This window comes from Chitinophaga sp. RAB17, from assembly GCF_052114225.1.
Classification (GTDB): domain Bacteria; phylum Bacteroidota; class Bacteroidia; order Chitinophagales; family Chitinophagaceae; genus Chitinophaga.
On record NZ_JBFREI010000006.1, the window covers coordinates 447203 to 466721 of the forward strand.

Sequence of the window (19519 nt, forward strand, 5' to 3'; positions counted from 1 at the left end):
GGTAGCTACTTTATTTACTTTAATATTTCAGGTTCATGTTTATTCTCCGGAGCACCTATTGGTTCCTATTTAACTTTTTTGTTATTGGCTTTTTTGCAAATGATTTGCGCGGGCAAAATGCGGTTGTAGTGCATTATAATTTCGGACATTCCGGTGAAGTAACCTATGCCAATGGACCCGATACGATTAGAGATCTCGCGCATCATATTGATCTGAAGAAGACAGGGCAACCGGTGTTTTTTGCAGACGCACCTGCAGACAGGAAGCTGATGGGAGAGGGGGCACTGTTATTTAAAAATAACGCAGGCTATAACAGTCTGCAGACGATAGACGCCGGAGGAGCGGGTTTTGTGATGGAAGTCTGGGCCCAGGCAAATTCCAGGCAGGACGCGCAGCAGCGCGACAAAGATTTTAAGGTGCTGGCAGGTTACGGAAATGATTCATTGGGATATCTCATCGGACAGATGGGTAATAGTTGGTCTGTTTTAATAGATGGGCGTAATGCGGGAAAGAATATGGGGACAGTAGTACCAGGTGAGTGGGTACACATTGCGTTGGTCGTGAAAGGGCGGAAGACGATCGGTTATATCAACGGTGTGAAGACACTGGAAGCTGATGGAAGCGTATCACATGCTCCCGCTTTTTTTAATGCTGGTGCTGTGGGCCGGAAAAGTTCATTTGATGGCTTAATATATGAAATGCGCCTGAGTAAATTAACGGAAGGTAAGTTTGATCCACGCCGCCATTTACTCTATAATGGCGCGCAAATAGTGCAGCAGCGGCAGTTATCGGTAGCTCAGCAACAGGCAATGATTTCCGGCGTTTTAAATACGCCCGGCGTAAAGCGTGTAACCGAATGGCCGCTATCAGGTAACCAGGCAGACTGGTTGGTAGAACGCATACATGTGCCGGCGCAGGTATTAGTGCAACCCGCCGCTGATGGACTGTCGGCGAAATTGTTGCTTACTAACGGATTGCTTTCCCGGGAGTTTTATATCAGTGGAAATATTGCGTGTACAGGTTTCAGCAATTTGTCTGATCATGCTGAGTATATAAGAGCCGTAAAGCCGGAGGCGCGTGTAATGATTGATAGCACCTGGTTTAATATCGGAGGGCTGAGTGGCCAGCCGGAAAAATCTTACCTGATGGATAGCTGGTTGAAGGACCTGGTAGCTGAACCATCCGCCTTCAGATTCGATGGTATCGAGTTAAAGCAACCTGAAGTGCGTTATCCCTGGCAGCAAAAGTATAATGCTGTACACGCAGACTGGCCTCCAAAAGGGGTGCATGTAATCATGCATTATAAGGCGCCGCTTTATAAGGGGGATTTTAAGAAAGATGTGGAGGTATTGGTGCATTATGAATTGTATGAAGGAATTCCGGTGATAGCGAAATGGGTTACTGTTGAAAATAAGGGTGGTGTTGCTTTCACCGTGCAGGAATCTGAGTCAGAAGTATTGGCGGTTAACCAGGACCAGATTAAACGACTACACGTAGAAAGCGATTATTCGTTTGCATTGGTGAATGCAGATACAGAAGGAAGTGCATTGATGCATTATAAAGGGACGCCACCTGCCTACCAGGTAGGCAGATCTACAACGGATTGGCGGGTAGACAAAGAGTATAATACGTGGGCTTCACATAATCAGGCGGAGGACAGGTTTCTGGGTTTCCCTCATCATAACCTGATGGTTAGCCGGATGCCTATGGGCCCCAATGAGACCGTGCTTCCCAGGCAACAATTTACATCGTTTGTAACATTCGAATTATTACATGACAGCGATGACCGGGAGCGTCAGAGTCTTGCGCACAGGCGTTTTTACAGAACGCTTGCGCCTCAGGTAACGGAGTCACTTCTCACCGGAGGTATTACTTCTCATGACAGGGTGGAGTTGAAAAATTTTATTGATCAGATGGGCGAGCTTGGATTTGAGCGTCTGGATATTATGGCATGGCCGGGCATATCGCATGATAACCTGGATTCGGCTTATGTGGGTCTTTGGAAAGAGATCGCCCATTATGCAGCCGCTAAAGGTATTATTATGGGCGGCTATGAGTTGCAGGTAGCATCCAGAGGGCGTGGGGCTGCGGTGGACTGTATTGATCCGCAAACAGGAAAACCAGGTAGTTTATTCGGGCAGAGTGTTTGTGTGGCCAGTGAGTGGCAGGATACTTACTATCCGAAAATGTGGAAATTTTTCGATAAAACAGGATTCATGTGTTATACCGTGGATGGCCCATATCATGGGGATGTATGTGCCTCCCTGGAGCATCCGCATCATCATAATTTATATGACTCCCAATGGGAGCAATGGAAGCAACAGGTACGTGTTTTACACGAAGCCCAGCGACGCAACATGTACGCCGCCATACCGGATTGGTATTTCCTGAATGGACAGAGTGCCACCGGTATGGGATACAGGGAGGCGAGTGCCAACCTTACTCCCCAGCAACAATTATTATTGGGGCGGCAATATATTTATGACGGCACCTGGCATAAAGCCCCCACCATGGGCTGGATGACGCTGCAGTTGGTGGGTTTTTACACAGGTGATCCACGTGTTGGCCTGGAACCATTGTCGCAACACCTGGACCGATATGAGGTCGGATTATTTCAGCATCTCGCCAGCGGCTGTCAGTTTACATTGCGGGGTAAGCGCTTATACGATACCCCGGAAACAAAAGCAATGGTAGCCAAATGGACAAACTGGTTTAAACAACACAGGGCTATTCTAACATCTGATATCATCCATATTGCCCGCCCTACGGGGCGGGACCTGGATGCCATGTTTCATGTGAATTCCAGTATTGAGGAAAAAGGAATGCTCGTTATATTTAATCCGACAGATAAGGCAATCACCAGGCAAATGAAGGTGCCTGTATACTATACCGGGATTACCGGTAATGCAAAAGTGACTGATAAGGATGGTAATATTAGCAGCTATGCAGTTGATGCCCATCATGAAATATCGCTGCAGGTATCTATTCCACCAGGAGGTTATGCATGGTATGTAGTAAAGGAATAAGTCGCATTGAATTTTAATCTTGTTTGCAAATGACGATAAAATAATAGGCATCACCTTAGGTATTTTAATACCTATTTCCGTATCCATATAATTTCTTTATAGGAAATGATATTTCCGTTTGTGAAATAATATATTTGTATATACATTTACAAATAGTTACTTCCAGGTTATTTCTTTCCTGTGGAAATTTTTTTATAAAAGTTGGATATGAAGTTATTTTCTATTGCTTTGTTAGTGCTGCTGCCATTTTTTTTGAATGCGCAGCGGCGGCCAAATATTATAGTAATTCTTACAGATGATGCAGGTTATGCGGATTTCGGTTTCCAAAAGGGAAATAGCGTAGAAACACCTAATATCAATGGGCTTCAACAACATGGAATCACTTTTTCGCAGGCGTATGTTACTGCTCCCAATTGTAGTCCATCACGTGCCGGATTACTGACAGGCAGGATGCAGAATAGGTTTGGTCATGAATATAACCTGGTTAATCCGCAGCCATTGAATGGAACGAGTCAGGACAGCCTGGGACTTCCGCTTTCACAAAAGCTGATGCCTTCCTATCTGAAGGAACTAGGCTATTCCACAGGCATTATTGGAAAATGGCATGAAGGACTTGCGCCTTATTATAGCCCTTTAAAAAGAGGATTTGATTATTTTTTTGGGACACTCGAAGGTAGTAGTCCCTATTTTACCGGGAAGGCAAAAGAAATAGAACGGAATGGTACACCAGTGAATCCGGACAGCCTTTCCTATTTAACAGATGCTTTGGGGGATGATGCAGCAGCGTTTATCGGCCGGCAAACGCAACCCTTCTTTTTATATCTTGCTTTTAATGCACCACATGTGCCTTTACAGGCCAAAAAAGAATACCTGGATAAATATCTGCAACGGTATAACTCGATGGCGCGCGCAACAAATGCAGCCATGACACAGTCCATCGATGATAACGTAGGGAAAGTATTAAAAGCATTAACGGAAAAGAATATACTTGAAAACACCCTGATTATATTTACAAACGACAACGGCGGCCCGCTTGCTTCCAATGGTTCAAATAACGAGCCTTTGCGAGGCGCAAAAAAAATGATGTACGAAGGGGGCATCCGGGTACCTATGATTATTCATTGGCCCGCAGTTATTAAACACACTGAAAAATCAGATCAGGTAATTTCCACGCTTGATCTCTTGCCATCATTTATTGTCGCTGCCGGGGGGAAACCTAACCTTCAATACCTTGATGGTGAAAATATATTGCCTTTACTATATGGTAATAAAATAAAAAAAATGAGAACCTTGTACTGGAGGCAGGGGAAAGTAGGCGCTATTCGTGATGGAGACTGGAAGCTGATTTATTTTGAGCATAATGGTTTTCAACCAGAACTATACAATCTTGTATCGGACGTTAGTGAATCCAATGATCTTTTTCGAAAGCATGCCGCTGTTGCGACCCGGTTACTGAAAAAGTATAAACAATGGGCCTCCAGTTTAGCTAAGCCTTTATGGAGCGGAGGACCCGGTGATACAGACGTATTGGAAATGTACAAGGTGAATGAAAATTTGCAGGAAAAAATTAAAGGGAAATAAGAACAGCATCCCTGAAGACCTGGATAGTGCATTAAGAACACCCATCATAGTCAGCATTACTTTTTCATTGTGTAGACTCCGTTGATGCTATGCCTGGCACCAGCTATATACCTATAGTAACACTGCAGGGGAGGTGGACTTGATGCGGGGATGAGTTCCGGATGTATAACCCCGATGAAATTGCATCCGCAAATGGATAGAGGCCAGAACCGGCCATAGCAGGGCTGCTTCAGTACCAGGGCTGTAGCTGGGGAAAGAGATAGACTATTGAAAGGGTACAGGTATAAGGGTTTATTTATCAAAATATCTCCGGGGCAGGATCGCTTTATTCGAGTTGAATGACAGCTGGATATATGTGTGGCCAGGTGAGTTTGGCCGGCAATATCGCCCGCTTTGGATAAGTACGTTTTTTAGCATACCTGGGTACTTGTGGTGCTGTTACCGCAATAATATCGGCCGCCATATATTGTCTGTTGCCCGATGGGCCATCGCTGTACATTGCTCTCACCTGGAAAACTACTACCAGTGAACCTTCCCCGGGTACATCCAGCGAAACATTTGTTTCCTGGAAAGTGGTATCCGGATCTATCATGAGCGTAACCGTTTCGCTACCCACCACCCGACGTGATTTAAAATCAATGCGCGTTGCGATCACTTTTACTTCCAATGCAGCCAACCCTTTATGCCCGGCGATGGTTTGCGCGGGAATATTTAATATCCCGTTCCTGCACAGCCGGGGAGCTACCGTAAAGAAACGATCTACGCCGGTATGCTGATTGAAGCGGAAGCCGGTCATGGCGGCGTGATGATCACCGGCAGCAATGAGTAGCTTGTTGAGCCGATTGATGTGGCCGCCGTCACAATGGATATCCAGGTGAGGGTAGAAAGCCTTACGGATAAAAGCGCCTTTCCTGCTGGCGACGCCAAAGCGGCGGGATGCGCGGCGGGTAGCAGTGGTTTGCCGTACGCTTTCAGGCATGGAGCGCAGGAAGTATTCGCCATTGCGCTTATACCCAATGAGAGGACCGAGTTTTCCCGTAAAGGGAAGGATAGACATTTGTTTTGCCATAGGAGGTTATTTTGATTACTATAAATATAAGATAATTCGGGGAACGTGTTTGCGGGATAGGTGGAAGATTAGCTAAAGCTAATGTCATTAGAATTGTATAATATTCAAAGATAGTTTGATAGGATTTGAGTGTCGGGATGACCAGGTTCGAACTAGCGATGATGTTAATTAAACATCTTTATTTGCAAAGAATAGTTGGAAATTCCATCTTCAAAGTAATTAACCTATTGTAGAGCCAGAAATAATTGCATATTTAATCAAGTGGCAGAATTTTTTTTTCTATTCACCCAACCTTTTGCTGTTGAGCCCCCGTTTACTTTAGTAAATAAACTGAATAGTATGAAAAATATGCCACTCTATTTAATGGGCCTCGTCCTGTTGGCTTTTGTTGTTTTTGGCTGCCGCAAACAGATGCAGGTAAATCCTACCGATGATCCGCTGTCATCCAGTTTTGCCAAAAAGGATTCCAGCCATCCGGGTGATACGATCCCACACGATACCATACATCATCCCGGCGACACGATTCCTCATCATCCTGGCGACACGATTCCACATCATCCCGGCGATACCATTCCTCATTATCCAGGCGATACTATTCCGCATCACCCGGGCGACACCATCCCACATTATCCAGGCGATACTATTCCGCATCATCCTGATTCCACCCGGCATCGGCGGTAACTTTTCGTGATTGTTGTTCAACGCGCCGGATGACGGCGCATGCCATAAAATTATTATACTCACAATATTTATTCAAACAAACGTTGCCTTCACCTAAATGTGATGGCAACGTTGCTATTTCTTACTGTCTAGGAAAACACCCATTGGAAGATATTTTACAACTGATAGCGGAATGTGCCGACAATAACCGTCTAAGCCAGGAAAAGCTTTACTATAGGCTTTATCCGGCATTTTTTTTACTATGTCGTAAATTTTTCAGTGACAACAATGACGCGTTGGAAGCATTGAATGATGGTATGATTTTAGTTTTCCGGCACATAAAAAAATACGATGCAACCAAAGGAGCGTTCTTTAACTGGGCTTATACGGTTGTCAGAAATGCGGCACTGGATAAGCTAAAACAACATAAATGGCCGGAACACCAGGAGCTGGATATTTTTTTGCCGGAGAAAAAAGAGAACCTATTGGGCAAGCTGGAATGGAAGGATATTTATAAACTACTGGATTGTCTTCCTCCTGCTACCAGGACCATTTGTTCTTTATATTATCTGGAAGATTTATCCATTAAGGAAATCAGTGAACGGCTGAAACTTAGTGCAGGTACTATAAAATGGCATCTGAGCGAAACACGAACCCGGTTAAAGCCCGTATTTATAGCATACTATCTGAATAAATAATTACATCTGTGAGCGCATCTAACTTAGGCAACGATTATATAAACGAGGAAAATTCACCTATTCCTATTCCTCCTGCAAAGGATGGATGGGCAGATATGGAGCGCAGGCTAAATGCCACTCTACCGGAGGTGCACCTGAATAAAAGACTACCATTTTTACACAAAGCAGCTCTGCTGGCCGGAATTGTGGTTGTTTCCAGTATTGCATTTGCTATCGCTTACCATGCCATTATCCGACCAAACACCAACCATTCACTCCAACTACATCCTACCTTAACAGATACCTCATCAGCAGGAATGCCCGCTGATGAAAATATGGATACCTTACCACACAACTATTTCTCTCTGGAAAAATATTTACCGTCAACATCGGGCATAGTTGGTGCAGGGGGAATACACAGCATACCTCCCGTTATTCTCATATCTGACATCAACAGTACAGGAGTGAATACTAAACCTTCTGCAGACGAGGCCAGTGCCGGCATTGAGGTGAATGCTACCCGCACTGAACGTCAAACGGCCACAGGAAATAACCTTAACACGGACGTCCGTAATACTGGTGTCAACGCTACAACTGTTGCACGCAGAGAAACAAAAGGTACGACCGTTCATCCGGTGACACCTGGTCCCGGTAGCCGGGCAGGGGGGAGTCGGGCTACTCATCATGCAGGTACAGGAAGAGATATCAGTATCAATAAGAAAAAGAACGCTGCTACTAAGCTGGATACCAACAACGCCAGCCCGAAACCATCCGCTAACCATACTTCAGGGGATCTTAACATTGCCGGTGCTTCTGCCATTCTATTTCCTGAAGTTAATATCAATGCTTCCTTCAGCGCATCGGAAACTTCCCGGCTGTTACTGCAATCGCTGCCGCTATATGCTGGAAATGGGAGCGCATTGCGTCATCAGCCACCCAACAACATCGCCTCACATCTTAATATAATCAGGAAACATGAATTACCGGAATGGCAACTGTTTCTACAATGGCAGCCGACTATTCCGCTTTCCGGCAGCACTCATTATTTAAGCGGTCCCAATGGAAACAACCAGGTGTATCGTCTGCTGATACCGGGTATCCGAGCTGTCAGGAAATGGAATGCCAACTCCATTTCACTGGATCTGACACCTTTTACGGCACAGATGTATAATGATCCGCTGATCCGGGAAAGTGAAAGCAGGAACGCCGACAGCTCTATCAGCAAAATCAAAACAATGCTGCGCAAAGAATTCGGAGCCAGCATTGCACTACTTTACCACCGCCGTATTTTTGAACAGTGGCAGGTGGCCGCAGGCATTCAATTTAATTACTGGATGAACCGGTCTACTGATGTGCAAACTGTCTTCTATCGGCCATGGGGCAGCAATGCCACAGATTCAAGCAACAGGTTGGTAAAAGAAAGTAGTCAATGGCAACAGTGGAAGATACCGCTGGAGGTGTATTACAATGCCCCGCGCTGGCAGGCAGGTGTACGGGTGGAGATGCCACTTAATACCAACCGTAGCGACAGTATGACCGCCAGCATAAAAGCACCTGTTCAGTTACAGCTGATGCTCCGATACAAACTGCTGACGCGGCGTAAATAATCAGGAAGTGTTGATAGCTAATTTTAGGATTTAAGGAACAGGTAGCCATTCTGTAACCTGGCAATAGCCCTATTACAGGACGACAGGGAAGGGCTACCTTTTTTTAATTGTATCAAAAAATAATTTGATTTTTAAAAAATATAATATTTATATTTGAGTGTGTACTGAGAATTGTTCCGAGAATTATTTCAGTTAGTTATCCGACCCAACAGACAAACCAAATCTAATCAGTTTTCCAGAGTAGCATAATAATCAATAGAGCAGAGCCCTTTATCGTATTTAGTTTATGTCACAACTATAACCCGTTCCCGTGAAATCTTCATTTTTCATGATTGGATGCTGCATGCTTATATGTGTCCAGGCATTCGCTCAATCTGACAGTTTAGCTTATAAAGAGAAAAAGCCCTTGCCTGCCGATGAATGGCTTGTAAAATTAGACGGTACCACCGCGCAAACGCAGGAGAAATTACTGATGGCCACGAAAAGGAGTCTGCAAAAGCTCCGGATGCAGGAAGATAAATTATTGAGTAAAGTAAAGAAGAAGGATACTTTATTAAATAATGGATCACTGCTATCAACAGCCGCCTTTTATGAAGGATTACAGAAAAGGATAAATTCCGCGAAACAATTACCTGCACAGGCTTTCTCTGACGTATACAGCAGCAAACTGGATTCCCTGAAAACAGCCATGAAATTTCTTTCCCAGCGCAATCTGCTGCAATCTGTTCAGGCACAGAAACAGTACCAGCAGCTGCTTTCCCAATATAGTGACCTGCAGCAGAAATTTAATGAAACAGGTAATATCAGCCAGTTATTGATGGATCGGCAACAACAGTTATTGGATAAGATACCACAGCTGGGACGTTATAAGGGATTCCGGAAAATGCAGGAACAGGTGGCTGGTTACCGTTCAAAAATAGATGCGTGCAAAGAGATATGGGAGAATCCTTCCAAGCTGGAAAGTAAGCTCACCGGCCTGTTAGCAGGTAACCCCGATTTCCGTAATTTCTTTAAAAATAATTCTGACCTGGGCAGCATCTTTCAACTGGGCAGCGGCCAGGGTAGTGCTGCAAATGCGGCTAATCTGCAGACCAGGGAGGCCGTGAACCAGGTTATAACGCAGCGCACCGGTTTGGCCGGCAATATACAGTCAACCATACAGGAAAGTCTTCCATCCGGCGCCGGCCAGGTGGACGGTATGTTGTCTGATCTGCAGGGATTGACAGATCTGAAAAAAGAGGATCTTGGTATAACAGGCACCCATCCTGGCTTTAAGCGCAGGAAATCTCTTCGTGAAAGATTGGAGTATTCCACCAATATACAAACTGTGCGTGCTGATAACTTCTTTCCGGCAACAACAGACCTTGGCCTTTCTATAGGCTACCGGTTTAATGAACGTAGCACGGCCGGTTTGGGATCGAGCGGAAAGATAGGCTGGGGGAAGGGATTTCGGGATATCAATATCACAGGACAGGGCTTATCCCTGCGTTCATTCGCAGACATAAAACTTAAAGGAAGCATCTGGATCTCCGGAGGTTGGGAATTTAATTACCAACAACCATTTCATACGCTGCGAACACTGCAACAGGTATCTGACTGGAAACAGAGCGCCCTGCTTGGAGTAACCAAAAAACTACATATTGGTTCCGGATTATTTAAGAGCTATGAAATAAAGCTCCTGTACGATTTTCTATACAGATACCAGATTCCAGTCACCACGCCATTTAAATTCAGAATAGGTTACAGTTTATAAAACCCATTATTCTTATGCTATGAAATTACTATTAAGAAGCCTTTGCCAGGCCCTCTTCCTTTGCGCCTTTTTTCATACGACGCTGATAGCCCAATCATTAAAATCTTATGTTCCTCCGGGCCCCAATGCTGCCAGTCTTGGGGTTTATGGACAGGTACCTGTCAGCGAGTATAGCGGTGTACCGGAAATCAGTATTCCGCTTCACACCATCAGTACCGGGGACTTTAACATGCCGGTATCTATATCTTACCACGGAAGGGGATTCAGGACTGCCGATGAGGCTTCCTGGGTAGGACTGGGGTGGGCATTGAACATAGGTGGGGTGATCACCCGGTCCAAACGTCAACTGGATGATTTTGCCCAATGGGGATATTTCAGAAAGAATACTTTTCCTCCGGGATTTCCTGATTTGTGTCATGAGGATATAGATCAGGAGCCGGATATGTTCTATTATAACTTCAATGGATATACGGGGAAGTTTGTATTGGACGTAGGAACAGGCGGGCAACCGTTTACGCTTCGTTCCTTTACCCAGGAGAATATACGTTTTGAATACGACATGATCAATTCTGCCTGGATGCTTACTACTGATGACGGTGTAAAATATGTGTTTGCCAAAACTGAAATGACTACGGAACGTACGATCAGCCCGGCAGCAGAAGGCCCCAATAAGGATAAATCAGAAACATACATTTCCAGTTGGTTTATCTCTGCTGTTATTTTACCGGATAATTCCAGGATCACCTACACTTATCAGACACCGCTGAATACTAAAATATCCAGATCTACTTCTTCATCGGTCACCTCTTCCCTGGTATCTATATATCCCGCCGAGCTGGGCAGCGGTTGCTGCGCACCTGGATCCGTTCAGCCGGGAACGTTCTACAGCTACTCCAACACCACTATTTTGTCCGATGATGTGGTATTAACCCAGGTGGATTATCCGACAGGAAAGATAGTGCTGAACACCAGCAACAGAACGGATCTGCAGGTAGGACCAGGGTTGCCTCCCAGTAAAAAGCTGGACAAAATAGATATTTACATGAAGGTTTCAGGGGCAGACGTTTATCTGAAGTCATTTCAGATGGGCTACGATTACTTTAGCTCCGGCAGTACTGCTCCTCCGGCTATTTCTACCCGTTTGCGGCTACGAAGTATTAATGAAAAAACCCAGACAGCTGCTTTTAAACCGTACTCGTTTTATTACATCAGTGACTATGTGTATGATAAATCTTCCTATGGAGGATTTATGGGAAGCAACGGTATTATACAGTCTATCGTTTATCCTACCGGTGGTAGTACCCGTTTCCAGTTCGAACCTAATGAGGCCGCTAGTCTCATCCCAGGTCCGAAAGGATTACGCATCAGGCAAATCTATGCCATGGATCCGGCCAATAAACTCGATGTCCGCAATTTTGAATATACCGGTGGAAAGCTCATGGGAGATGAATATGAATTCTTCTCCGCAGACGTGACAACGCCCATTACATTACAGCCCGGCTCCTGTTGTTCCTACCAGACTACTATCTATGGATCAATGCGTCGCAAAATTGTTGCTTCGGCTAACTATTCCACCATGAGCGAAACGGTAAATGGTACTACGCTCGGATATGATAAGGTGGTTACTTATTTTGGTGAGAATGGTGAGAATGGCAAGAGAGAGGCTTACTTTGAAAACGTTGTGCCTCCGGCCACCAATTATCATTCAGGTATTTTTCCTGTTCCGGTGCCCCTGGATATATCTGCCAGAAATGGAAATCTGAATGAGGAATATACTTATAGTAAAGTAAATGGTGCTTATGTGCTGGTAAACCGGGTCCATAATGAATATTCCTCCGCTAACGCCACAGTGATGCATGTAAGGCGCTTTGCTTATGACAAGTGTGAGGATTTTCCTTATAATATTACTACTGAATGGATCCGGCCAAGTCTTCAAACAGTATACAATTATGATCAGAATGGTGCCAATCCGGTGATCAATACCACCCAGTATTATTATGATCAGACTGGCAATAGTCACCCAACACGAATCGTCAGTACCGATAGCAAGAACAATACGATTCAAACAACCAATCACTATGTGCAGGAAAAAGCATCCCTGCTGGGCGGTGTTTATGCAGCAATGCTGAGTAAGAACATGATAGGTGCAGTGATAGATGAAGATTATCTCAAGGACAATGTTTTGCTGACAAAGAAAAGCAGGACTTATAAAGACTGGTTCAATAATGGAAAAGTAATCAGGCTGAATGAAGAATATATTCAGAAGGGACCTATCGGAAGTCAGCAACTCGAAATGAGGTACAATGATTACCTGGAGAATGGGAAAGTGGCTTCCTTCTCCAAGAGTGGGGGCAAACCTGTTTCTTACATCTGGGGATATGATGATACTTACCCCATTGCAGAAGTTAATAATGCGTCATTGCAGCCTGTCAATGAAATGATACCAAGGAGCTATGTGGCAGGTCAGTTTCTGGATTTGGGCGGACCCACATCATCGTTTAACTCTACGCCCTTTAGAACCAATCTCGGTCAATCCGTCACTTATACCATCAAAGTGATCATGGAAGGTACCAATCCGAGCGGGATGATTACGGTAAACCTGCGAAGCAGCAACGGAGTTATACATAGCTCCACTCATTATAGCGCCAATACCTATACCGAAACTGCACAGTTGCCAGATGGAACTGATTCCTATTATTTTTCGGTGAACTGGACCGGGGTGCAGGCGACTTTGGCCAGGGTAGACATCAAAATTAATTATAACGAAGCCCGTGTACATAAAAGCATCTTCCACACCAGCTTTGAAGACCTGACCACTGGTTTTCAGAACGAAGGTAAAACAGGTAGCAAAAGTATTACCGGTCCCTTTAATGTACCGATGCCCTGGACGGTAGGGAAATATATATTGTCGTGGTGGGAAAAAACAGCTGGCAGTAGCGGTGCATGGATATACAAGGAACAACCTGTCAATATCACTACCACCAACGCTGCCGACTATACGATCGGGAGTAGTACGGTTTTGCTCGATGAGGTACGCCTATATCCCGCTGATGCACTGATGCGCACTTACACGTATAAGCCCGGTATTGGTATGTTGACCAAGTGTGATGAAAGAAATGTTGTTACCTATTATGAATATGATGATCTGCTGAGATTGAAAATAATCAGGGACGAAGACCGGAATATCCAGAAGACAGTCGACTACAACTATAAAAACTATTAACTCATTTAACGACACCCGTATGAAACGATTTTTCCATCACAGGTTCGTAGTCAGGTTGCTGCTAATAATCTGTTCCTCCCTTTTTTCATTAAAAGGCTTTTCCCAATTTACGATATCCGGTCCTACCTGCGTAATAGCTGGTTCCTCCAACTATTACGCTATTGGAGGCGACTGGAGCATCAGTACCAACATGCTCTGGTGCACAGATAATGGCTTGATTACAGGTACCAGCAGTAGTGGTAGCTGTAGGTCTGGTACACCTTTGCCTTCTATCCAGATCACCTGGGGGAGCCCTGGTACAGCAACGGTGACCTGTCAGTTAAGTGGCAGAAATGCCAGTCTTGCAGTAACTGTTGTAGCCCCATTTACGCCTGGTAATATTACCTCGGCTACTACTCAGCAGATTGCTTATAATAACGTACCGGCCACTATCACTTGCGCACCGGGAACAGGGGGCACCTGTAATCCCTCATTTGTTTATCAATGGCAATCTTCTGCAGATAATACTAACTGGACGGATATTGGCGGTGCTACCGGGATTAATTTGTCTTTCTCCACCGGACTTACCAATACTACTTCTTACAGGAGAAAAACTGTTTCCGGAAGTACAGAAGGATACTCTAATGTGGCCACTGTTTATGTAACAGCGCCATTGGTAGCTGGTAATATCGGACCTGCCTCACAAAATATTGTGTACTACCAGGCCCCCGCCACCATTACGGGACCTGCGGCGTCAGGAGGCGACTGCAGCGGCAACTATATCTACCAGTGGCAGTCCGGTACGAACGGAACTAATTTCACCGATATCAGCGGCGCCAATGGCGTATCCCTGGTATTTCAGGGAACCTCGGATCTTACTGTCAATACCTATTTCAGAAGAAGGGTAACCTGCGGTAGCGCAGTAGGGTATACCAATAATGCTTTGGTAAAAGTATTTCCGTATTTATCTGCCGGTTCTCTTCAGGCAACAAATACACAGGTCATCTATAACACCAGTCCCGGTATCATACAGGGAACACCTTCTACCGGAGGAAGCTGTGATGGGGCTTATGTTTATAAATGGATCAAAAGTCCGGACGGTAACCAATTTGAAGTGATCAATGGCGCCACCGGCGTAAGCTATACACCTGGCCCCCTGACGGCAACTACCTTTTTCTACCGTCAAACTATCTGTGGTACTGATCTGGTGAGTGCGAATACCGTGCAGATTACCGTGGCACCTGCATTGCAGGGTGGCAGCATTTCAGCACCGGTGTTAAATATACCCAGCGGCACACCATCCGGTAATATTACCGGTACTGCTGCTGCCGGTGGAAATTGTAACGGTGCTTATAGTTACCAGTGGCAGTCTTCTCCCAATGGGGTCATGTTTACCGATATTCCGGGCGCTACTACCATAAATTTTGATCCCGGAATACCCACTGCCACTACTTCTTACAGGCGCGTGGTAAGTTGCGCAACAGAAACATCTTTCAGCAACATAGTCACTGTTGTAGTGCAGCAGGCTCCCGCCGATGCGCTTAATATGAACTATATCCGTACCCGTAGCTTCCTCAAACCCCTTATCGTGGATGAGGCGGTGGCAGATGCCCAGGCCAATCCAGAAGAGGTGCGGCAGGTAACGGAATACTTCGATGGCCTTGGCAGGTTGATCCAGAAAGTGTCTAAACAGCAAAGCGGGAGTGGAGCTCCTGCTGACCTGGTGCAACCGCTGGAATATGATGTATACGGAAGGGAGAGCAATAAGTATATGCCGTATGTATCGGCCGGAGCTGATGGCAATTACAAGATCAACCCACTGACGGAACAACAGAGTTTTAATGCGGCCCAGTTTCCCGGCGAATCCTCTTTTGTGGAGAAAGTGAGTTATGAAGCATCTCCACTTAACAGGGTTATTAAAACCAATGCTCCGGGTGCCAGTTGGTCCGGCAGCAACAGGGGTGTTGGTGTACAATTCCTCACCAATACTACTGCAGATGAAGTAAGGATCTGGAATATAAATGCAGATGGTACTTATACTTCGCCTTCTGCCTATCCCGGCGGTACACTTTACAAATCCATTACCACCAATGAGAACGGCAAGCAGGTGGTGGAGTATATTGATAAAAACAATAACCTGGTACTGAAAAAAGTCCAGCTGGCGGATGCTCCCGGTGTTAATCACACTGGATGGTTATGTACTTATTATGTTTATGATGATTACAAAAACCTGGTGATGGTGATACAGCCGGCCGGGGTAGAGTTGCTGATTAAGAATGCCACCTGGAATCCGGCCGCTGTAGCAAATCTGATTACACAGTATTGTTTTGAGTATGCTTACGATGTACAGGGAAGAACGATATCCAAAAGAATACCCGGAGCCACGCCAATATACACCGTGTATGACCAGTGGGGGCGGGTAGTATTAACACAGAGCGGAGAATTACGGAAGACCAACAAATGGATCTTTACCAAGTACGATGGTTTGGACAGGGTGGTGATGACTGGCTTTTATTCAGATGGTAGCCATATTGGTTTGGCGCAGATGAAGAGCTATGTGGACGCCAGTACCCCTACACTTGCCCGTGCAGAAAAAAGAGATATTGGCACTGCCCATGGTTATACCACCAGTCTCAGTTTTCCGTCGGTGTTGAATCCGCCTTTTCTTACCGTGAGTTATTATGATGACTACGACTGGTGCAGCACACAGGGTGTCAATGCGGTCAAAAATAACAGCTACGACAGCAAGCTGCCGGCTGCTTCCAATACAGTTTATCCCTATCCGCAGTCCATTGCACAGGGTACACAAATAAGGGGTTTGACTACCGGTGTGAAGAACCTGATACTGGACGATGGGAATACGGCTACGGTGAGCGTGAATTTCTATAATGTCAGGCAGCAACTGGTTCAGTCACAGACCAAACAGCAAACGGGAGGGATAGACATTATCACTACCCAATATGACTTTGCAGGAAGGATAAATGCAAGTTATCTCAAGCAGGAGAAAGCGGGTGCTAATGCACAGGTACATGAAGTACTTACCCGCAACACCTACAATCATGTGGGACTGCTGAGCGTGCGTAAGAAAATATCCTCTTCACTGGCGGCCGACAAACCGGAACAGTCCATTGTTACCTACGAATACAATAAACTGGGTGAACCGCTGCGCAAGAAGCTGGGCGCTAACGACGGAGCCCTGGAATCAGTTGATTATACCTACAATGTAAGAGGATGGGTGAACGGCATCAACAGCGATTATGTGAAAGGTAATGGCACCCACTATTTCGGTATGGTGATCGGATACGATAAAACTGATGCAGGTATCCCGGGCACGGCTTACCAGGCGGCCAGGTTCAATGGCAGTATCGGTGGAGTAGTATGGAAAAGTAAGGGAGATGGGATACTCCGCAAGTATGACTACAGCTATGATAACCTGGATAGGCTGAATAAGGCTGATTTTACCCAAAACCAGGACAACAGTGGTTGGTCTGCCGCCAGTGTTGATTTTAGTGTATACGGGGCTCCTGAGCATGGTAATAAGATTGGGTACGATGCCAACGGTAACCTGTTGAGCCTTTTCCAGAACGGCCTGAAAATAGGGGCTTCCGCACCGCTGGATAAGATGCGCTATACCTATGCTGCCGGCGGGAGCAGTAACCAGTTACTGGCAGTAACAGAAGATGCATCCATCGGGCTTACCAATAATAAGCTGAGTGATTTTACAGATGTTAACCGGAGTAACGATGATTATTCTTATGACGCCAATGGCAACATGCTAACGGATAAGAATAAACGAATCAGCAATATTGTTTATAATCACCTGAACCTTCCCCGGATCATCACGCTGCTAAAGAGTGACGGAACATCCAAAGGTACCATAGAATATATCTATGATGCCTCGGGAAATAAGCTGACAAAAAAGATAAATGAAACAGGCAAGCCGGTAAAAATTTTCCAGTATCTCGACAATGCGGTATATGAAGATGACCAGCTGAAATACTTCCAGCATGAAGAAGGCCGTATCCGTTTTACGAAAGGTATAGGTGGCAGCCTGGGCAGGTATGATTTTGACTACCTGTTAAAAGACTACCTGGGCAATGTCCGGATGGTATTGACAGAGGAAGTACAGACGGACGCTTACCCTGCATTATCCTTTGAAGGTGCATCCGGTAGTCCCGAGGTGGTAACTCAGGATAGTAATTATGAGAATCGAGCTGGTAACAGCATCGCTGTTGCCAGCAGCCGGACTGCCTGGCCTTCTGCTTATAAAGCCAATAACCCGGTAGCACCCGGCACGGTGAATGATTACGGTATGCTGGTGAAAAAGAGCGCTGGTGCCATTGGTGGAGCTAAGCTGCTGAAAGTGATGAGTGGTGACAGGCTGCATGTAAAGGTAGACTACTGGTATGATGTACCCAATGCTAATAATACCGGCGCCAATGGAGCGCAAAGCATTGTCGCCAGTCTGTTGAATGTACTTACCGCAAGCGCAGTGCCTTCTGAACTGATCAAGGGTAATGTATCAGCTATTACGAGTGGACTTTCCGGCAACGCTGACCTGGCAAATCTGCTGAATACCAGCCCCGCCACCAGCGGTACCAACCAGGCCCCCAAGGCATATCTGAACATTATATTCTTTAATGAGCAACTGCAGTTTGACAAAGTAAACAGTAAAGTTTTCCCTATAGGTTATATCAGTAATAAGGTAAAACAGACGATTGATAAATCGTTGTCCAATGCCATCAATGTCAATAAGAACGGATATGCCTATATCTATTACAGTAATGAAACAGAGGAAGCGGTATACTTCGACAATTTCCAGGTAACGCAGCAACGTAGTGCGATTCTTGAGGAAACGCATTACTATCCTTTTGGAGGAAGGCTGGAAGGTATTTGCAGTAAGGCATTCGGCAAGCAGGTCAACGATTTTCAGTTTGGCGGTAAGGAGTTGCAAAGTCGTGAATTCAGTGACGGGGAAGGATTGCAATGGCTGGATTTTGAGGCACGCATGTACGATCCACAGATCGGCAGGTGGTTTACCCCGGATCCGCGGGCAGATGAAATGAGGAGGTGGTCGCCTTATAATTACGCTTTTGATAACCCTATCAGGTTCGTTGATCCGGATGGAATGTCACCTGTTGATGGTCCGGGTCCCCGTAACAGGATGGACCAAATGATGGCCAATTATATAGCGAGAGGATTGAGGGTTCCGGGACGGGATAATGGAGATCATGGCGTGGATCCAAAACTGCAGGCTTACTTTAACTTCATGATGGATAAAGCCATCCCTGCAAGTAAGCCTTTTGTAAAAGCAATGGATTTTGCGCAGGAAGTTGTAGAAGGATTTGTACCTTTCGTAGACGCCGCTAAAGAGTTTAAAAAAGGGAATTACATTACCGGCGTATTATATGCTGCCGTTGACGTGGCAGGAGAGTCGTTACTAAAGGGGGCCGCTAAAGGCCTCACCAAGGTGACGATGAAAGTCGCCGAGAAAGTCCTGGTAAAGGAAATATCGGAGCAGGCGGTGAAAATGGCTGAAAGGGCCACGGTGAGGGTGGTGGTAAACGGAAATGAGCATTTAATTCCGAAAGGACTGACCAATACAGAACTGATACAGTTTGGCGCCAATGAGGCAGAAAGGATAGTAGGTGGTACGGGGAGATACGCGGGGACGCAGAAACACACTTATGTGAATGCACTTCTGGATAGGTTTGAACGTATCGATGGATCAAGGGGTTTCCAGTACGATGTGTATTTTGGACCTGAAAACGGTAACGGGCGCGGGTTCCTGGATTTATGGGATCCGCAGAATAATATGATATATGATTTTAAATTTGGGTATCCAGACAAAACACCTGCTATGTTGAACAATTCTCCCCAAATGGTCAGGTATCGTAATGAGTTTAGAGGTTCATCATCAACAATTATCAAACCAACTAACTAA

The 19519-nt window shown here is 45.5% G+C and carries 9 protein-coding genes; 8 read left to right on the forward strand and 1 reads right to left on the reverse strand.

Annotated features, from left to right (window positions below):
* The first annotated feature begins 35 nt into the window (after nucleotides 1-35).
* Both AB4Z08_RS21450 and AB4Z08_RS21455 read left to right on the forward strand, forming a co-directional pair.
* Entirely contained in the window at nucleotides 36-3026 is a 2991-nt protein-coding gene (locus tag AB4Z08_RS21450; protein ID WP_441575831.1) for a LamG-like jellyroll fold domain-containing protein, read from the forward strand.
* Nucleotides 3027-3233: 207 nt separating this feature from the next.
* Nucleotides 3234-4607: a sulfatase-like hydrolase/transferase gene (locus AB4Z08_RS21455; RefSeq protein ID WP_441575832.1), complete on the forward strand. Its 1374-nt coding sequence runs from the start codon at nucleotides 3234-3236 to the stop codon at nucleotides 4605-4607.
* Nucleotides 4608-4932: 325 nt separating this feature from the next.
* Here AB4Z08_RS21455 and AB4Z08_RS21460 read toward each other — a convergent pair whose 3' ends face one another.
* Complete coding sequence (locus AB4Z08_RS21460) at nucleotides 4933-5676, reverse strand: hypothetical protein (protein ID WP_441575833.1); 744 nt, start codon at nucleotides 5674-5676, stop codon at nucleotides 4933-4935.
* A gap of 339 nt (nucleotides 5677-6015) precedes the next feature.
* Between AB4Z08_RS21460 and AB4Z08_RS21465 the strand changes: the two genes are divergently transcribed.
* The 6 genes from AB4Z08_RS21465 (at nucleotide 6016) to AB4Z08_RS21490 (ending at nucleotide 19519) form a co-directional block, all read left to right on the forward strand.
* Nucleotides 6016-6357 carry a hypothetical protein gene (locus AB4Z08_RS21465; protein ID WP_441575834.1) on the forward strand — a complete coding sequence of 114 codons (342 nt, stop codon included), beginning with the start codon at nucleotides 6016-6018 and terminating at the stop codon, nucleotides 6355-6357.
* Nucleotides 6358-6500: 143 nt separating this feature from the next.
* Nucleotides 6501-7034, forward strand: coding sequence for an RNA polymerase sigma factor (locus tag AB4Z08_RS21470; RefSeq protein WP_441575835.1), 534 nt, complete (start codon nucleotides 6501-6503; stop codon nucleotides 7032-7034).
* An 8-nt stretch (nucleotides 7035-7042) separates the two neighbouring features.
* Nucleotides 7043-8620: a hypothetical protein gene (locus AB4Z08_RS21475; protein WP_441575836.1), complete on the forward strand. Its 1578-nt coding sequence runs from the start codon at nucleotides 7043-7045 to the stop codon at nucleotides 8618-8620.
* A gap of 343 nt (nucleotides 8621-8963) precedes the next feature.
* On the forward strand, nucleotides 8964-10373 hold the full coding sequence (locus AB4Z08_RS21480; RefSeq protein WP_441575837.1) for a hypothetical protein: 1410 nt from the start codon (nucleotides 8964-8966) through the stop codon (nucleotides 10371-10373).
* Nucleotides 10374-10392: 19 nt separating this feature from the next.
* Nucleotides 10393-13596 (forward strand): hypothetical protein, encoded by a 3204-nt coding sequence (locus AB4Z08_RS21485; protein WP_441575838.1) that lies wholly within the window; start codon nucleotides 10393-10395, stop codon nucleotides 13594-13596.
* Nucleotides 13597-13615: 19 nt separating this feature from the next.
* Complete coding sequence (locus AB4Z08_RS21490; protein ID WP_441575839.1) at nucleotides 13616-19519, forward strand: DUF6443 domain-containing protein; 5904 nt, start codon at nucleotides 13616-13618, stop codon at nucleotides 19517-19519.